A 16,229-nucleotide genomic window follows, 5' to 3' on the forward strand; every position below is an offset into this window, starting at 1 on the left:
CGGCGGGGGTGACCCCGATTTTGTCTTCCGCGCTTGATGTGTTCGGCGGGGGGGGGGGGGCCCGGTTTTTCTCTTAACCCGGGCCCCCCCCCCCGACGGGGCAGGTGGAGCCGGAGCGAGAGTCTGGGAAGATGGGGGCGACGATGACGTCGCCCCCAGGTCAGGGACCAAGCACTGCACACCCGCACATCCCAAGGAGCGGACAGATGCCCATCGCAACCCCCGAGGTCTACGCCGAGATGCTCGACCGGGCGAAGGCAGGCAAGTTCGCCTACCCGGCCATCAACGTGACGTCGACCCAGACCCTGCACGCTGCACTGCGCGGCTTCGCGGAGGCGGAGAGCGACGGCATCGTCCAGATCTCCACCGGTGGTGCCGAGTTCCTGGGCGGCCAGTACAACAAGGACATGGTGACGGGCGCGGTGGCCCTCGCCGAGTTCGCGCACATCGTCGCCGCGAAGTACGACATCACCGTCGCGCTGCACACCGACCACTGCCCCAAGGACAAGCTGGACGGTTACGTACGGCCGCTGCTCGACGTCTCCGCCGAGCGCGTCGCCAAGGGTCTGAACCCGCTGTTCCAGTCCCACATGTGGGACGGCTCGGCCGAGACCCTCGCCGACAACCTGGCCATCGGCCAGGAGCTGCTGGCCAAGGCCGCCGCTGCCAAGATCATCCTTGAGGTCGAGATCACCCCGACCGGTGGCGAGGAGGACGGCGTCACGCACGAGATCAACGACGAGCTGTACACGACCGTCGACGACGCGCTGCGTACGGCCGAGGCGCTCGGTCTGGGCGAGAAGGGCCGCTACCTGCTGGCCGCGTCCTTCGGCAACGTCCACGGTGTCTACAAGCCGGGCAACGTCGTGCTGCGTCCCGAGCTCCTCAAGGACCTGCAGGAGGGTGTCTCCTCCAAGTACGGCAAGCCCGCCGGAAGCCAGCCCTTCGACTTCGTCTTCCACGGCGGGTCGGGCTCGACGGCCGAGGAGATCGCCACCGCGCTGGAGAACGGCGTCGTGAAGATGAACCTCGACACCGACACCCAGTACGCCTTCACCCGCCCGATCGTGGACCACATGTTCCGCAACTACGACGGTGTGCTGAAGGTCGACGGCGAGGTCGGCAACAAGAAGGTCTACGACCCGCGCAGCTGGGGCAAGTCCGCCGAGGCGGGCATGGCCGTGCGCGTCACGGAGGCCTGCTCCCACCTGCGTTCCGCCGGCACCAAGCTGAAGTAAGTACGTCACGGACGTACAGGCGGGCCCGGTCACCCTTCGGGGGGCCGGGCCCGCGCCATGTCCGAAGGATGGAGACCCACTGTGAGCACGCCTGCGCGCTACGACTTCGACACCGTCATCGACCGCCGGGGCACCTGGTGCGTCCAGTGGGACGGGGTCGCCGACCGCTTCGGAGTGGACGGACTGCTTCCGTTCACCATCTCCGACATGGACTTCGAGACCGCGCCCGAGGTGCTGACGGCGCTGCGCGCGCGTCTCGACCACGGGGTTCTCGGCTACACCACCTGGCAGCACGACGACTTCCGGTCGGCCGTCGCGCACTGGCACGCGACCCGGTACGGCGCCGAGATCGACACCGGCCGGCTCGTCTACGGCCCGTCCGTGCTCAGCCAGTTCTCGCAGTTGCTGCAGATGTGGACGGCCGAGGGCGACGGCGTGGTCGTCCACACGCCGACGTACGACGGCTTCCGCAAGGCGATAACCGGGCTCGGGCGGGAGCTGCGGGGGGTGCCGGTCGGGGACGTGGACGCCCTGGAACGGGAGCTGGCGCGTGCCGACGCCAGGGTCCTGGTGCTCTGTTCGCCGCACAACCCGACGGGGCGGGTGTGGACGGAGGCGGAGCTGCGCGAGATGACGGTGCTGGCCAGGCGGCACGGGGTGGCGGTGATCAGCGACGAGATCCACGCGGACTTCGTGCACGAGGGGCGTGTGCACGTGCCGTACTCACGCGTCGCGGACGACGTCGAGGCAGACGGTGTGGGTGAGGTCCGCGGCCGGTGGGCGGTCATCACGTCCGCGTCGAAGTCCTTCAACTTCCCTGCGCTGACCGGTTCGTACGGCCTGATCGGCGACCCCGCGGACCGGGCCGAATACCTGCGCCGCATGGAGACGGGCGAAGGCCTCGCCTCCCCGGCGGTGCTGGCGCTGACGGCCCACATCGCGGCGTACCGGCAGGGGGCGGACTGGCTGGACGCGGTCCGTGCGTACGTCGCGGAAAACCTCGCCCTGGTCGCGGAGCGGCTGAACTCCGCGTACCCCGAACTGGCGTGGGAGCCCCCGCAGGCGGGCTATCTCGCGTGGATCGATCTGCGCCCGCTGGGCGTGGACGACGAGGCGCTGCAACGGGTCCTGATCGAGCGCGAGAAGGTCGCGATCATGCCGGGCGCGGTGTACGGGGCGCCGGGATTCCTGCGCCTGAACGTGGGATGCGCCAGGAGCAAGGTCGAGGCGGGGGTGTCGGCGCTGGTGCGGGGGCTGAAGGCGGTGCGGTGAGTCGGGGCGCGTGCGGTGCGGGTTCGCCGCGCGGTGAATGACGACGTGTGGGGAGGGCCGCCGCGCGGGGATCATGCTCGTCGCGGTGTCGCGGTGGCTCTCGGGGTGGTGAGCCGCGATGCTGCTGCTATGACTGATGCGGACGCCGACGGGATCCGGGTTGCCTCGCCGGCGGGGCGATGGGTCGTCCTGACCACCGTGCTGGGGTCGAGTATGGCGCTGCTCGACTCCACGGTCGTCAACGTGGCCCTTCCGCGCATCGGCAAGGACCTGGGCGCCGACCTCGCCGGGCTTCAGTGGACCGTCAACGCCTACACGCTCACGCTCGCCGGGCTCATCCTGCTCGGGGGTGCGCTCGGGGACCGGTTCGGGCGGCGGCGGGTGTTCGTCCTGGGGGTGATCTGGTTCGCCGTGGCCTCGCTGCTGTGCGGGATCGCGCCGAACGCGGCGACGCTGGTCCTCGCGCGCGCACTGCAGGGCATCGGAGGCGCGCTGCTGACGCCCGGGTCGCTGGCCATCATCCAGGCGAGTTTCCACCCCGACGACCGTGCCCGCGCCGTGGGCCTCTGGTCCGGGCTCGGCGGCGTCGGAGCGGCGGTCGGGCCGTTCCTCGGCGGGTGGCTGGTGGACGGACCGGGCTGGCGCTGGGTGTTCTTCATCAACCTGCCGATCGCCGCCGTCTGCGTACCCGTCGCGACCCGTCAGGTACCGGAGTCCCGGGACCCGCGCGCGCACGGCCGGTTCGACGTACTGGGGGCCGCACTGGCCGCACTCGCGCTCGCGCTGATCACCTACGCGCTGATCGAGGTCCCGGAGCAGGGAGCCTCCGCCCTGGTCGTCGGAGCGGCGGTCGGCGGTGTGGTCCTGGCGGCGGCGTTCGTCCGCGTCGAGCGGCACCGCGCCGACCCCATGGTGCCGCCGTCGATCTTCGCGTCCCGGCAGTTCACGTCCGTCAACATCGTCACGGTCTGTGTGTACGCCGCTCTCGGCGGGTTCTTCTTCCTGTCCGCGATCCAGCTCCAGGTGGTGGCCGGTTACTCGGCGCTGGGCGCGGGGGCCGCGCTTCTGCCCACGACGGTGCTGATGCTGTTGTTCTCGGCGTCCTCCGGCGAGATCGGCCGGCGCATCGGACCCCGGATCCCGCTCACCGTCGGCTCCCTGCTGGCGGCTGCCGGGATGCTGCTGATGCTGCGCGTCGGACCCGGCGCCTCGTACCCGCTGGACGTCCTGCCCGCCGTGCTGGTGCTGGGTGTCGGGCTGGTCTCCCTCGTCGCGCCCCTCACCGCCAGTGTCCTGGCCGCCGTGGAGACCGGCCGGGCCGGCCTCGCCAGCGGTGTCAACAACGCCGCCGCGCGGGCCGCCGGGCTCCTCGCCGTCGCCGCGCTGCCGCTGCTGGCGGGGATGGGACCGGAGGCGTACCGGGACGCGGGGGAGTTCGCCTCGACGTTCCGGCGGGCGATGCCGATCTGCGCGGGGCTGCTCGTGGCGGGTGCGGTGATCGCCTGGTGGTCGCTGCGGAAGGTCTCGAAGCCCGGGCCCGAGCAGCAGTTGGCGTGCACGATGCACTGCGGCGTCGTGGCCCCGCCCTTGGAGCCGGAACCGGAATCCAGGCACACTTGACCCATGTCGATCCACGAGAACCTGCTCGGGGGCCCCGCCCCGACCCATCTGCCCGACGACCCGGAGCCGCGCGAGCTGCTCGCGGGCGGCGCGGCACCCGCCGACGTCGCCGCCAAGTACCCCAAGTCCTCGCTGGCCTGGGCGCAGCTCGCCGACGAGGCGTTCGAGGGCGGCCGGGTCATCGAGTCCTACGCGTACGCCCGGACCGGCTATCACCGCGGCCTCGACGCGCTGCGCCGGGCGGGCTGGAAGGGGCACGGCCCCGTCCCGTTCGAGCACGAGCCGAACCGCGGCTTCCTGCGCGCCCTGCACGCCCTCGCGCGCGCCGCACAGGCGATCGGTGAGCAGGACGAGTACGAGCGCTGCTCGAGCTTCCTGCGCGACTCGTCGCAGACGGCGGCCGACATTCTGGGCTGAGGCTTCCCGGTCCCGGGCCCCGGCGGGCCGTCGCCCGCCGGGGCCCGGGCACGTGCCGCGGAAGGCCGTTAGGATGCTGTGGAGGGGACCGGAGCTCCACCACCTGCGAGGAAGGGGCGGACCGCTACCCGGAAGCTCGTGTCGAGGAGACAGAAATGTCGACGGTTCACCCCGACCCCGAAGCCACCGGCGCGGACACCCCGCACCTGGACTTCGAGGGAACGACTCCGTACGAGGACTATGTCCAGGCGGATGTCCTGACCCACCTCCAGCACCTCCGCTCGGACGATCCCGGCGAGATGGTCTTCCTGGTGACCACCCAGGTCATGGAGCTGTGGTTCACGGTCATCGTCCATGAGTGGGAGACGGCCGCGCACGCCCTGCGCGAGGACCGCATACCGGTCGCCCGCGACGCGCTGAAGCGCTCACTGCGGGAACTGGAGGCGCTGAACGCCTCCTGGAAGCCGCTGGCGGGCCTCACGCCGGCCCAGTTCAACTCCTACCGCGGCTCGCTCGGCGAGGGATCCGGCTTCCAGTCGGCGATGTACCGCCGGATGGAGTTCCTGCTCGGTGACAAGTCCGCTTCCATGCTCGTGCCGCACCGGGGCGCGCCCCGTGTCCACGCGGAGCTGGAGAAGGCGCTCCACCAGCCCGGCCTGTACGACGAGACGCTCGCCCTGCTCGCCAGGCGCGGCTACGCGGTACCGCGGTCGGTGCTGGAACGCGACCTCTCGCAGAAGTACGAGCCCTCCGCCGCGGTCGAGGCCGCCTGGGCGGAGATCTACGCCAACCCGGACCAGAACGACGAGCTCGTACGGCTCGGCGAGGTCCTGACCGACGTCGGCGAGCTGGTCTGGCGCTGGCGCAACGACCACCTCACCGCCACCCGGCGGGCCATGGGCTCGAAGACCGGCACCGGCGGATCGGCCGGGGTCGCCTGGCTGGAGAAGCGGGCGACGAAGAACGTGTTCCCTGAACTCTGGACGGCCCGCAGCCATGTCTGACTACAAGGAGCGCGCCGAGGCGCTCGACGCCGCCGACGCACTGGCCCCCCTGCGCGAGCTTTTCGTCCTCGACGACACCGTCTATCTCGACGGCAACTCGCTGGGTGCGCTGCCCCGCCACGTGCCCGGGCGGGTACAGGACGTCATCACCCGTGAGTGGGGCTCTCTGCGCATCCGTTCCTGGACGGAGAGCGGCTGGTGGACCGCGCCGGAGCGGATCGGCGACCGGATCGCCCCGCTGGTCGGTGCCGCCGCCGGGCAGATCGTGGTGGGCGACTCGACCAGCGTGAACGTCTTCAAGGCCGTCGTCGCCGCGAGCCGCCTCGCGTCCGAGGGCCGCGACGAGATCCTCGTCGACGCCACGACGTTCCCCTCGGACGGGTACATCGCCGAGTCGGCGGCCCGGATGACGGGCCACCGCATCGTGCCGGTCGCGCCGGCGGGTGTACGGGAGGCTCTGGGACCCCGGACCGCGGTCGTCCTGCTGAACCACGTCGACTACCGCACGGGCAGGCTCCACGACCTGCCCGGCCTCACCGCCGCGGTCCACGACGCCGGTGCGCTCGCCGTCTGGGACCTGTGCCACAGCGCGGGCGCGCTCCCGGTCGGCCTCGACGCGCACGGTGTGGACCTGGCCGTCGGCTGCACGTACAAGTACCTGAACGGAGGGCCCGGTTCGCCTGCCTTCCTGTACGTCGCCGAACGCCACCAGGAGGCCTTCGACTCGCCGCTGCCCGGCTGGACCTCGCACGCCGACCCGTTCGCGATGACCCCCGGGTACGAGCCCGCCGACGGTTCCGTGCGGGGCCGCGTCGGCACCCCGGACATCCTGTCGATGCTGGCGCTGGAGGCGTCGCTCGAAGTGTGGGAGGGCGTCACGGTGGAGGCCGTCAGGGCCAAGTCCCTGGCGCTGACGGACTTCTTCCTGGAGTGCGTCGCCGCGTACGTCCCCGAGGGCCGGGTCACCTCGGCCACCCCCGAGGCCCACGCGGAGCGCGGCAGCCAGGTGTCGCTGCGGTGCGACGACGCCGAGGCGGTGATGCGCGTGCTCATCGAGCGCGGAGTGGTCGGCGACCTGCGCCGCCCGGACGTCCTGCGCTTCGGCTTCACCCCGCTGTACGTCGGCTTCGCGGACGCGGAGCGGGCGGCGAGGATCCTCGCAGAGGTGCTGGCGGTTTGAGTGTGTGCCGCAGCACCGGTCCGGGCTCCGGGCCGGTGCTGCGGCAGGCCACCGTACTGGTACCGTCCCCGCAGGTCAGTCCAGTTGGGCACAGGCGTAGGACGGTTGGAGCATCATGTCGGATTCTGCCGCGCGTGAACGGGACGCCCCCGAGGCCGAGTCGGCCTTCGGGCATCCGGCGGTCGCCCCCGACCGGACCGCGGCCTACGGCAGCCATCCGGACCAGGTGATCGACTTCTACGCCCCGCGCGACGGCCGGGACGGTGCGCCGCTCGTCGTCGTGCTGCACGGCGGGGCGTACCGAGCCCCGTACGACCGGCAGCACGTGTCGCCCTTCGCGGACTTCCTGGCTCGGCGCGGCTTCGCGGTGGCCAGCGTCGAGTACCGGCGCGGCGGCGAGATCCCCCGGCAGGGCGTGGACGGACCCGTGGCCGGACGCTGGCCCGAGACCTTCGACGACGTGGCCGCCGCGATGGACGCCTTGCCCGCGCTGGCCGCCCGTGAGCTGCCGCAGGCCGATGTGCGCAGGACCGTGGTCACCGGGCACTCGGCGGGAGGACACCTGGCGCTGTGGGCCGCCGCCCGGCACGTCCTTCCCGAGGGCTCGCCGTGGCGTCTGCCGGCCTCGCCCCCGTATCGCGGCGTGGTGGCGCTGGCCCCGATCGCCGACTTCGCGAGCGCGGTGGAACTGGACATCTGCTCCGGCGCGCTGCACCAGCTCCTGGGGGACGGGGAGGACTTCGAGACGCGGAGCGCCCACGTCGACCCCGCGCTGCTGCTGCCGACCGGTATCGCGACGACCGTCGTTCAGGGGGTGGAGGACACCACCGTCCCGGCAGCCGTCAGCGACACGTTCGTGGACGCGGCGGCGAAGGCGGGCGAGGTGGTGGGGCTGACGCTGCTCGACGGTGTCGGGCACTTCCCGCTGATCGACCCGGCGGCGGACGCCTGCGCGGTGGTGGCCGAGGAGATCGCCCAGCTGGCCTGGTAGTACTTGCGACGGACGGCCAGGGATCCGCATCACTGCTGACGACCGCGGGCAGGGCGTACGCCTACCTTGGACGTGTGACCGACACCAAGACGCGAAGCCCGGAGTTCCGGCTGGCCGCAGGGGCGATAGGCGGCCTGCGGCAGGACCTGTTCCACAACGTGCTCGACTACCGGCCGCTGGAACCGTTGGGAACGGGCGGCCCGGTGCTCCGGCGGCTTCCGGCGGCGATCCGGAAGCGGGCGGTGTGGACGCCGCACGCGGTGGTCGGTGCGGTCGCGCTGATCTCGGCGCTGGCCGGGGTCTTCCTGGCGAACACCTACTCGCCCTTCGGGATCGCGACCGCCATCACCGCGTTCCTTCCCGCCGCCACGCTGCTGATGACGCTGGTCCGCCCCGTTCTCGCGTTCTGGGTGTCGATCGCGTCGGCCCCGGTGATGGCCGTGGTCGGCAGCGGGAGCTGGCCGTGGTCGCCGAACGCCTTCGTGTGCCACCTCGGCGTCCTGATCGTCGTCGCGGCGCGGACCAGACCGCGTACGGCGGCCTGGATGTGGGCGATCACTCTGTGCACCGGCTCCTTCATGGAGAGCATCGGGCCCTGGAATCCCTCCTCCACCAATGGCGTCATGGCCTTCCTGTCCGCGCTCGCCCTGCTGGTCGTGACGGTCGTGCAGACCCGTCGCGAGGCCGAGCGCGAGGTCACCGTGCAGCGCACCGTCACCGCCGTCGAACGCGACCGGCGCACGCTCCTCGAGGAGCGCACGACCATCGCGCGTGAGCTGCACGACGTCGTCGCCCACCACATGTCCGTCGTCGCGATCCAGGCGGAGGCTGCCCCGTACCGGGTGGAGAACCCGCCGCCCGAGCTGGAGCAGGCATTCGTCACGATCCGGGAGAACGCCGTCGCCGCGCTCACTGAGCTGCGCCGCGTCCTCGGGGTCGTACGGGCGGAGGACTACGAGGCGCCGGACGCCCCGCAGCCCACCCTCGCCGAGATCGACCGGCTGCTGGACAACGTCCGTGAGACTGGCCTGGAGACCGAGAAGACGGTCACCGGCGCGGTGCGGAGCCTTCCGCAGGGGGTCGAGCTGTCGGCCTACAGGATCGTCCAGGAGGCGCTGAGCAACACACTCAGGCACGCCCCCGGCGCCACGGCGAAGGTCGAGATCGGTTACGTCCTCGGCGGGCTGGGCGTGCGGGTCGTCAACGGCCCGGCGCGAGGACTGGTCAAGCCGTCGCCGGGGGCCGGGCACGGGATCACGGGGATGCGGGAGCGGGTGGCGATGCTGAACGGGGAGATGACCGCGGGGACGACGGAGGACGGCGGCTACGAGGTAGCCGTGTTCCTCCCGGTGCCGGTGGAGCGGGAGCGCGTCGAGGCCGGTGAGGTGGCATGAACGCCCCGCCCATCCGGGTACTGATCGTCGACGACCAGATGATGGTCCGCGAGGGCTTCTCCGTGCTCCTCAACGCGATGCCCGGCATCGAGGTCGTCGGCGAGGCCGTCGACGGCCGGCAGGCGGTCTCCCAGGTCGCGGCGCTCCGGCCCGACGTCGTGCTGATGGACATCCGCATGCCGGAGCTCAACGGCATCGAGGCGACCCGCGAGATCGTCGCCGCCGACGCGGACGCCAAGGTGCTCGTCCTGACCACGTTCGACCTCGACGAGTACGTCTACCAGGCGCTGCGCGCCGGAGCCTCGGGCTTCCTGCTGAAGGACGCCTCGGCACGGCAGCTCGCCGACGGCGTACGGGTGGTGGCGTCGGGAGAGGCACTGCTCGCGCCGACGGTCACCAGACGGCTGATCAACGAGTTCTCGAAGATCGCCGAGGCGCCGAGGCCTCCGGCCATGGCACGGATCGGGGACCTCACCGAGCGGGAGACGGAGGTGCTCGTGGCTGTAGCCCAGGGGCTGTCGAACCTGGAGATCGCCTCGCACCTCGTGGTCGCCGAGTCGACGATCAAGACGCACGTCAGCCGCATCCTGGTGAAACTGGGCCTGCGGGACCGCACCCAGGCGGCCGTGTTCGCGTACGAGGCGAGGCTGGTCACCCCCGGATAGCGTCGCCCCATGCACGTCTCCTTCGACCCCTGGTCCCCGGCGTTCGTCGCCGACCCCTACCCCGCCTACACCGCGCTGCGTGCCACCGGCCGGGCCCACTACTTCGAGCCGACCCGGCAGTGGCTCGTCCCGCACTACTCCGACGTCTCCGGACTGCTGCGCGACCGGCGGCTGGGGCGGACCTACCTGCACCGCTTCAGCCACGACGAGTTCGGAGTCACCGCGCCGCCGGCCGCCCACGAGCCGTTCCACACGCTCAACGGGAACGGGATCCTCGACCTGGAGGCCCCGGACCACACCCGGATCCGGCGGCTCGTCGCCAAGGCCTTCACGCCGCGCACGGTCGAGGCGCTCGCCCCGACCGTGGAGCGGCTGGCCGCCGGGCTCGTCGGGGACTTCGTGGCGGCCGGCGGCGGTGACCTCCTCGGGGAGGTCGCCGAACCGCTGCCGGTCGCCGTCATCGCCGAGATGCTCGGGGTGCCCGAGTCGGACCGGGGGCTACTGAGACCGTGGTCCGCCGCGATCTGCGGGATGTTCGAACTGAACCCCCCGGAGGAGACGGCGCAGGCCGCCGTTCGTGCGTCGCTGGAATTCTCGTCGTATCTGCGGGAGTTGATCACCGCGCGGCGGGCGGAGCCGGGGACGGATCTGATCACCGCGCTCATCGCCGCCCACGACGACGAGGACCGGCTCACCGAGCAGGAGATCATCTCCACCTGTGTGCTGCTGCTCAACGCGGGCCACGAGGCCACGGTCAACGCCACCGTCAACGGCTGGTGGATGCTCTTCCGGCACCCCGCTCAGCTCGCCGCCCTCCGCGGCGACCACGGCCTGCTGCCGACGGCGGTGGAGGAGCTGCTGCGGTACGACACCCCGGTGCCCATGTTCGCGCGATGGGTCCTGGACGACATCGAGATCGACGGCCAGGTCATTCCCCGGGGGGCCCAGGTCGCGCTGCTCTTCGCGTCGGCCAACCGGGACCCCGAGCGCTTCACCGACGCGGAGACCCTCGACCTCTCCCGCGAGGACAACCCGCACATCTCGTTCGGGGCCGGCATCCACTACTGCCTGGGCGCCCCGCTGGCCCGCCTCGAGATGACGGCCTCCTTCGGCGAGCTGCTGCGCAGAGCCCCGGCCATGCGGCTGGTGGCGGAACCCGAGTGGAAGCCGGGGTACGTGATCAGGGGGCTGCGGGAGCTACGGGTGGAGATCTGAGCGGGCGGTCCGAGAGCCGCACGAGGTCCGGCGCCGGATTCGCCCAGGAGTGCAGCGCCCACGCGGACAGGACGAGCACCCCGGCCGCGCACACCGCGGCGACCATGACCCGCATCCCGAGCTGTCCACGGCCGTGCATCAGGCGCAGCGCCAGGAGCCAGACCGCCGACGGGACGACGGCCCCCGCGAGGAGCAGAAGGGGCAGTTCCGTCCACAGAACGGAGAGGTCCTGGCCCTCGCCCTCGAAGGTGCCGCCCATGTGCAGGCGGGTGCGCCGCGAGGTACTCCAGACGAGCAGCGCCGTGACCGCCCCCGCCAGGGCGAGTCCGCAGCCGCCGTACCCCGCCGTGTCCCGTTGCTCCATGCGTGCCAGGACGTCACCCCGGCCCGACCCGGTTCCGGAGCGGGCCCGGGTCAAGGTCAGCCGTTCGCGGGAAGCACGAGCCCCCACGCTCCCGCGCGCACCGTCCAGGTCCGGGTCCTGACCGGGCCCGCGACCTGTATGTCCGCGCGGTAGCGGAAGTCCGGGCCGGCGACCGTCACCGCCTTGGCCTCGGCGGTGACGGTCTCGCCAGAGGTCGTGTGGATCACCACGTCCGCCAGGCCGCCGTCGCCCTGGGTGGTCACCGAGACGCCCTCGACCGGCCGGTCCAGGTCGTTCAGCAGGACGCCGTCCGCCTCGACGCGGAGCCGGTGCGCGCGGGGCGCCGAGGAGGGCGAAGGAGGCGCCGGGCGGACCAGGGCCGCCATCAGGGTGCGGCAGGTGTCCCACATCGTGTGGGGCGCGTCCGGGGCGGAGCTCACGGCCGGGATGCGCAGGTCGCCGAGGACGACACCGTCGCTGTCGTCGACCAGGAGGTCCAGTCGGCGGACCGTCCCGTCGAGCACCGCGCGCGCCGCCGCCACCGCGCCGCGGGGCACCCCGAGCGCGTGCGCGAGCTCCAGCGTGTGCGCGGCGCCGACCGGGACGAGGGAGAGGGCCCCGTCGGAGAGTTCCCGCTCCCGGTGGAGCTGGGACACGGCCCGCAGCAGCGAGTGGTCGTCGCCGATGACCACCGGCCGTCTCGCGCCACGCCTGGACAGGGCCCGGGCGAACTCGTCGGGGCTGTCCGGGAGGCAGATCTTGGTGTGCGCTCCGGCGCTCAGCACGTCCTTCGCGATGCGCACGGATTCGCCGTCGTAGCGGCGGGCAAGGGGGTCGATGAGCACGAGTAGCTGGTGGTCGCCGTCGCCGGGGGGCTCTGCAGCCGACACCTCGGTCCTTCCTCGGGTAGCATCTTGGTGCAAGAGCCCCTTGCGCTATTGCGCCAGGGGCTTCGTCTATTCCGGGGCACCCGGTTCGACGGCTCAGGCATTGCCGTACATCGTCGTACGGCAGGTACGACCTTTACGTACGCCCCCTGGCCTTGGACATGCCCCGCCCGGAAGGGGTGTACGCCTGTGCCCGCACTTGTGCTGCTCGGTGCTCAGTGGGGTGACGAGGGCAAGGGGAAGGCCACCGACCTCCTCGGTGGATCCGTTGACTATGTGGTGCGTTACCAGGGCGGCAACAACGCCGGCCACACGGTTGTCGTAGGCGACCAGAAGTACGCACTGCATCTCCTCCCCTCCGGAATCCTGTCGCCGGGCTGTACCCCGGTCATCGGTAACGGTGTCGTCGTCGACCCGGCGGTCCTGCTCTCCGAGCTGAGCGGCCTGAACGAGCGTGGCGTCGACACGTCCAAGCTCCTGATCAGCGGCAACGCTCATTTGATCACTCCGTACAACGTCACCGTCGACAAGGTGACGGAACGCTTCCTCGGGAAGCGCAAGATCGGCACGACCGGCCGCGGAATCGGCCCGACGTACGCCGACAAGATCAACCGCGTCGGCATCCGCGTCCAGGACCTCTACGACGAGTCGATCCTGACGCAGAAGGTCGAGGCCGCGCTGGAGCAGAAGAACCAGCTGCTCGCCAAGGTCTTCAACCGGCGCGCTATCGAGGCCGGCAAGATCGTGGAGGAGATGCTCCAGTACGCGGAGCAGATCAAGCCGTACGTCGCCGACACGACGCTGATCCTGAACGACGCCATCGACGAGGGCAAGGTCGTCCTGTTCGAGGGCGGCCAGGGCACCCTGCTGGACGTCGATCACGGTACGTACCCCTTCGTCACCTCGTCGAACCCGACCGCGGGCGGCGCCTGCACCGGATCCGGCGTGGGCCCGACGAAGATCAGCCGGGTCATCGGCATCCTCAAGGCCTACACCACCCGCGTCGGTGCCGGACCCTTCCCGACCGAACTTCTCGACGAGGACGGCGAGGCGCTGCGCCGGATCGGTGGCGAGCGCGGTGTCACCACCGGCCGTGACCGCCGCTGCGGATGGTTCGACGCCCCGATCGCGCGGTACGCGACCCGGGTCAACGGGCTCACCGACTTCTTCCTCACCAAGCTGGACGTGCTGACCGGCTGGGAGCGGATCCCGGTGTGCGTGGCGTACGAGATCGACGGCAAGCGTGTCGAGGAACTGCCTTACAACCAGACCGACTTCCACCACGCGAAGCCGATCTACGAGATGCTGCCGGGCTGGTCCGAGGACATCACGAAGGCGAAGACCTTCTCCGACCTGCCGAAGAACGCGCAGGCGTACGTGAAGGCGCTGGAGGACATGTCCGGCGCCCCGATCTCCGCGATCGGCGTCGGTCCCGGCCGGACCGAGACCATCGAGATCAACTCCTTCATCTGAGGCCTGTGTCCGGGCGCGGCCGCGTGCCCGCGTGACCCGGACGAGAGGTGACGGGAACGAGACGACGGCGGCCGGCCCTTCCGCGAGGAGGGGCCGGCCGCCGTCGTGTTCAACAACCCTTTTGGAAAACGAAGGTGACGAATTCAAACCGGAAGGGCGAGTTCTGGTCTAGACCTTGACAGGTCCAGACCATCGGCGCTTGAGTGGCTGCAACCCCCCCATGGCGGCGCACGCTCGGCGCGAGCGCCGCGCCGAAGGAGTGGTCACGTGTTGAAACGTGTCATGAGCCTGATTGCCGCGCTGGGCGCGGTCATCGTGACGCTCGTCATTCTTCCCGCCACCACGGCCGCCGCCGCTGCCTGTGCCCCGGCCTGGAACGCCTCCGCCGTCTACTGGGGCGACGGCTCCGCCTCGTACAACGGACACAACTGGACCGCGAAGTGGTGGACGCAGAACGAACGCCCCGGCACGGTCGACGTCTGGGCCGACCAGGGCAGTTGCGGCGACGGCGGTACTGACCCGGGCCAGCCCTCGGGCTTCGTCGTCAGCGAGGCGCAGTTCAACCAGATGTTCCCGGGCCGGAACTCCTTCTACACCTACAGCGGCCTCACCGCGGCCCTGAACGCCTACCCGGGCTTCGCCAACACCGGCAGCGACACGGTCAAGAAGCAGGAAGCGGCCGCGTTCCTCGCCAACGTGAGCCACGAGACCGGTGGCCTCGTGCACATCGTGGAGCAGAACACGGCCAACTACCCGCACTACTGCGACACCAGTCAGTCGTACGGCTGCCCGGCCGGCCAGGCCGCCTACTACGGCCGCGGCCCGATCCAGCTCAGCTGGAACTTCAACTACAAGGCCGCCGGTGACGCCCTCGGCATCGACCTGCTCGGCAACCCGTGGCAGGTCGAGCAGAACGCCTCCGTGGCCTGGAAGACCGGCCTCTGGTACTGGAACACGCAGTCCGGCCCCGGCACGATGACGCCGCACAACGCCATGGTCAACGGCGTCGGCTTCGGCGAGACCATCCGGTCCATCAACGGCAGCATCGAGTGCAACGGCGGCAACCCCGCGCAGGTGCAGAGCCGCGTCGACAAGTACAAGGCGTTCGTCCAGATCCTCGGCACCGCCCCCGGCTCGAACCTGAGCTGCTGAGCCCGGCCCCACACCGGGGAGTGGGGCCGCGTCCGGCCACTGCCGGGTGCGCCCCCGATTCGCCGTCCGGGAGAGGCGGTTGGCAGGATCACGCCCCTTGACATCCTCCCCTCCCTAAAGTTATCGGCGGTTCGCCATGAGATTTGGCGTGTTGCCGCAGCGTGTGACGTTCATGAGATCGAAGGGACATGGTCGATGTCAGTGCGTCACCGTATCTTGTCTCGATGATTCGGAACGTGGTCGACAAGCGGGCCGTCGAGGCGGCAGTCATGGATGCCCAGCGGGCGGTTGCCGAGTTCGACGGGGCCTGCCAGTGGCTCGCCGCTGCCAGGCAGGGGCCGATGGAGCCACTTGCAGCCGAGGTTTGGGTATTCGACGAGGCCCTTGCCCAGGTGCTGTTGGTGAAGCACCGTTGGCGGGGGTGGGTTCCGCCGGGCGGGAAGGTCGAAGCCGGAGAAACGCCCCGGGAGGGTGCGAGCCGGGAACTGCTTGAAGAGGCGGGTCTTCAGCCGGAGTTGCTGCCTGACCCGGCGGCGGTCGCGGTTCGCTCATATCATCCGGACTATCCGGTCACCCTGGGGTTGTCGTATGCAACGGTCGTTGATGTGGCGACCCGGTTCGTGGCGGAGGACGGGCAGCCGGTGGCCTGGATGCGTTTGGACGAGGTTTGGGAGAGCTACTTTCCGGATGATTTGTTCCGTATCCGTCAGCACGCGGCATGGATGGCTGATCGGATGGGGCGTCACTGAGGAGTTGCCTCGGGTCCGCCGCGACGTGCGAGTTCGCGGCGGAGTTCGAGGTTCTCGCCGTGGGCTTGTGCGAGCGCGTCCCGCAGTGCCTGTGTCTCTTGGCGGATCTGCTTTTTGAGGCGGGCGACCTCGGCGGTGAGGGCCAGGACGAGGTTGCTCTCGCTGTTGTCCGCTTGTTGGGGCCGCACCGAGGAGCCGTCGGCCCATCACGAGCACCTTGCCGTCGCGGAGGGTATGCGCCACCGTCTCGACGCGGGCGGAGGCCTCGAAGTCCAGCCCGGAGAGCACCCGGGCGGCCCGGGCCACGGCATCGGTCAGCGCGCCACGTTCGATGCGGAACTCCACGGCAGGGGCCTCTCGTCCGGCGTACTACACGGTCGAGAACCACGCTAGGCGGTACCACTGACAGTCGCCGCAGGCCGACGACAGCGACGACCTCCGTGAGCCGCTGCCGTCGTGTCGTGCGGACGCCCCCCGACGCCCTCCGATCCCCCGGCCCGGAACGCCCCGACGTCCTCCGACGTCCTGCTAGCGCTCCGGAACACCCTGGGGACTCCAGGCGGGCGGGTCCCCGGCCGGGGAGATTCAGATCGCACCGTGTGGCCGGG

The 16,229-nt window shown here is 70.8% G+C and carries 16 protein-coding genes and 1 pseudogene; 13 read left to right on the forward strand and 4 right to left on the reverse strand.

The features are described from left to right. Positions 1–206 precede the first annotated feature (206 nt). From fbaA to ACFU5K_RS18830, 10 genes are all read left to right on the forward strand, one after another. Positions 207–1,238, forward strand: coding sequence for a class II fructose-bisphosphate aldolase (gene fbaA, locus ACFU5K_RS18785; RefSeq protein ID WP_384062760.1), 1,032 nt, complete (start codon positions 207–209; stop codon positions 1,236–1,238). A gap of 57 nt (positions 1,239–1,295) precedes the next feature. Continuing rightward, entirely contained in the window at positions 1,296–2,510 is a 1,215-nt protein-coding gene (locus tag ACFU5K_RS18790; RefSeq protein WP_384062763.1) for a MalY/PatB family protein, read from the forward strand. A gap of 129 nt (positions 2,511–2,639) precedes the next feature. Further along, positions 2,640–4,130 carry an MFS transporter gene (locus ACFU5K_RS18795; protein WP_384062766.1) on the forward strand — a complete coding sequence of 497 codons (1,491 nt, stop codon included), beginning with the start codon at positions 2,640–2,642 and terminating at the stop codon, positions 4,128–4,130. A 3-nt stretch (positions 4,131–4,133) separates the two neighbouring features. Then, positions 4,134–4,547 carry a DUF3151 domain-containing protein gene (locus ACFU5K_RS18800; protein WP_384062768.1) on the forward strand — a complete coding sequence of 138 codons (414 nt, stop codon included), beginning with the start codon at positions 4,134–4,136 and terminating at the stop codon, positions 4,545–4,547. A gap of 155 nt (positions 4,548–4,702) precedes the next feature. Then, positions 4,703–5,551 carry a tryptophan 2,3-dioxygenase family protein gene (locus ACFU5K_RS18805; RefSeq protein WP_327117125.1) on the forward strand — a complete coding sequence of 283 codons (849 nt, stop codon included), beginning with the start codon at positions 4,703–4,705 and terminating at the stop codon, positions 5,549–5,551. Further along, on the forward strand, positions 5,544–6,731 hold the full coding sequence (gene kynU / locus ACFU5K_RS18810; protein ID WP_384062772.1) for a kynureninase: 1,188 nt from the start codon (positions 5,544–5,546) through the stop codon (positions 6,729–6,731). The genes ACFU5K_RS18805 and kynU overlap by 8 nt, the downstream gene beginning before the upstream one ends. 115 nt (positions 6,732–6,846) lie before the next feature. Continuing rightward, entirely contained in the window at positions 6,847–7,722 is an 876-nt protein-coding gene (locus ACFU5K_RS18815) for an alpha/beta hydrolase family protein (protein WP_384062775.1), read from the forward strand. 74 nt (positions 7,723–7,796) lie between these two features. Beyond that, positions 7,797–9,116 (forward strand): histidine kinase, encoded by a 1,320-nt coding sequence (locus ACFU5K_RS18820; protein WP_384062778.1) that lies wholly within the window; start codon positions 7,797–7,799, stop codon positions 9,114–9,116. Continuing rightward, on the forward strand, positions 9,113–9,781 hold the full coding sequence (locus tag ACFU5K_RS18825) for a response regulator (RefSeq protein WP_384062781.1): 669 nt from the start codon (positions 9,113–9,115) through the stop codon (positions 9,779–9,781). The genes ACFU5K_RS18820 and ACFU5K_RS18825 overlap by 4 nt, the downstream gene beginning before the upstream one ends. Before the next feature lie 9 nt (positions 9,782–9,790). Next, positions 9,791–10,996 (forward strand): cytochrome P450, encoded by a 1,206-nt coding sequence (locus ACFU5K_RS18830; RefSeq protein ID WP_384062783.1) that lies wholly within the window; start codon positions 9,791–9,793, stop codon positions 10,994–10,996. Here the strand turns inward: ACFU5K_RS18830 and ACFU5K_RS18835 are convergent. Together ACFU5K_RS18835 and ACFU5K_RS18840 are read right to left on the reverse strand one after the other, a co-directional pair. Continuing rightward, positions 10,962–11,360 (reverse strand): hypothetical protein, encoded by a 399-nt coding sequence (locus ACFU5K_RS18835; RefSeq protein ID WP_384062786.1) that lies wholly within the window; start codon positions 11,358–11,360, stop codon positions 10,962–10,964. The two genes, ACFU5K_RS18830 and ACFU5K_RS18835, sit on opposite strands and share 35 nt — an antisense overlap. 56 nt (positions 11,361–11,416) lie before the next feature. Next, entirely contained in the window at positions 11,417–12,250 is an 834-nt protein-coding gene (locus ACFU5K_RS18840; protein WP_384062789.1) for a diacylglycerol kinase, read from the reverse strand. Between the two features lie 186 nt (positions 12,251–12,436). On the opposite strand from ACFU5K_RS18840, the gene ACFU5K_RS18845 reads away from it, so the two are divergent. From ACFU5K_RS18845 to ACFU5K_RS18855, 3 genes are all read left to right on the forward strand, one after another. After that, positions 12,437–13,720 (forward strand): adenylosuccinate synthase, encoded by a 1,284-nt coding sequence (locus ACFU5K_RS18845; protein ID WP_384062792.1) that lies wholly within the window; start codon positions 12,437–12,439, stop codon positions 13,718–13,720. Positions 13,721–13,987: 267 nt separating this feature from the next. Next, positions 13,988–14,872, forward strand: a complete 885-nt coding sequence (locus ACFU5K_RS18850; protein ID WP_384062794.1) for a glycoside hydrolase family 19 protein — start codon at positions 13,988–13,990, stop codon at positions 14,870–14,872. A gap of 236 nt (positions 14,873–15,108) precedes the next feature. Then, positions 15,109–15,621, forward strand: a complete 513-nt coding sequence (locus ACFU5K_RS18855) for an NUDIX domain-containing protein (protein ID WP_384062797.1) — start codon at positions 15,109–15,111, stop codon at positions 15,619–15,621. On the opposite strand, the gene ACFU5K_RS18860 is transcribed toward ACFU5K_RS18855, so the two are convergent. Continuing rightward, entirely contained in the window at positions 15,615–15,809 is a 195-nt protein-coding gene (locus tag ACFU5K_RS18860; RefSeq protein ID WP_384062884.1) for a hypothetical protein, read from the reverse strand. The two genes, ACFU5K_RS18855 and ACFU5K_RS18860, sit on opposite strands and share 7 nt — an antisense overlap. Position 15,810: 1 nt before the next feature. Then, positions 15,811–15,966 (reverse strand): annotated as a pseudogene (locus ACFU5K_RS18865) (DNA polymerase III subunit beta); the annotation flags it as partial. Positions 15,967–16,229: the final 263 nt, after the last annotated feature.

It is taken from the genome of Streptomyces sp. NPDC057428, assembly GCF_042803195.1.
Taxonomy (GTDB): domain Bacteria; phylum Actinomycetota; class Actinomycetes; order Streptomycetales; family Streptomycetaceae; genus Streptomyces.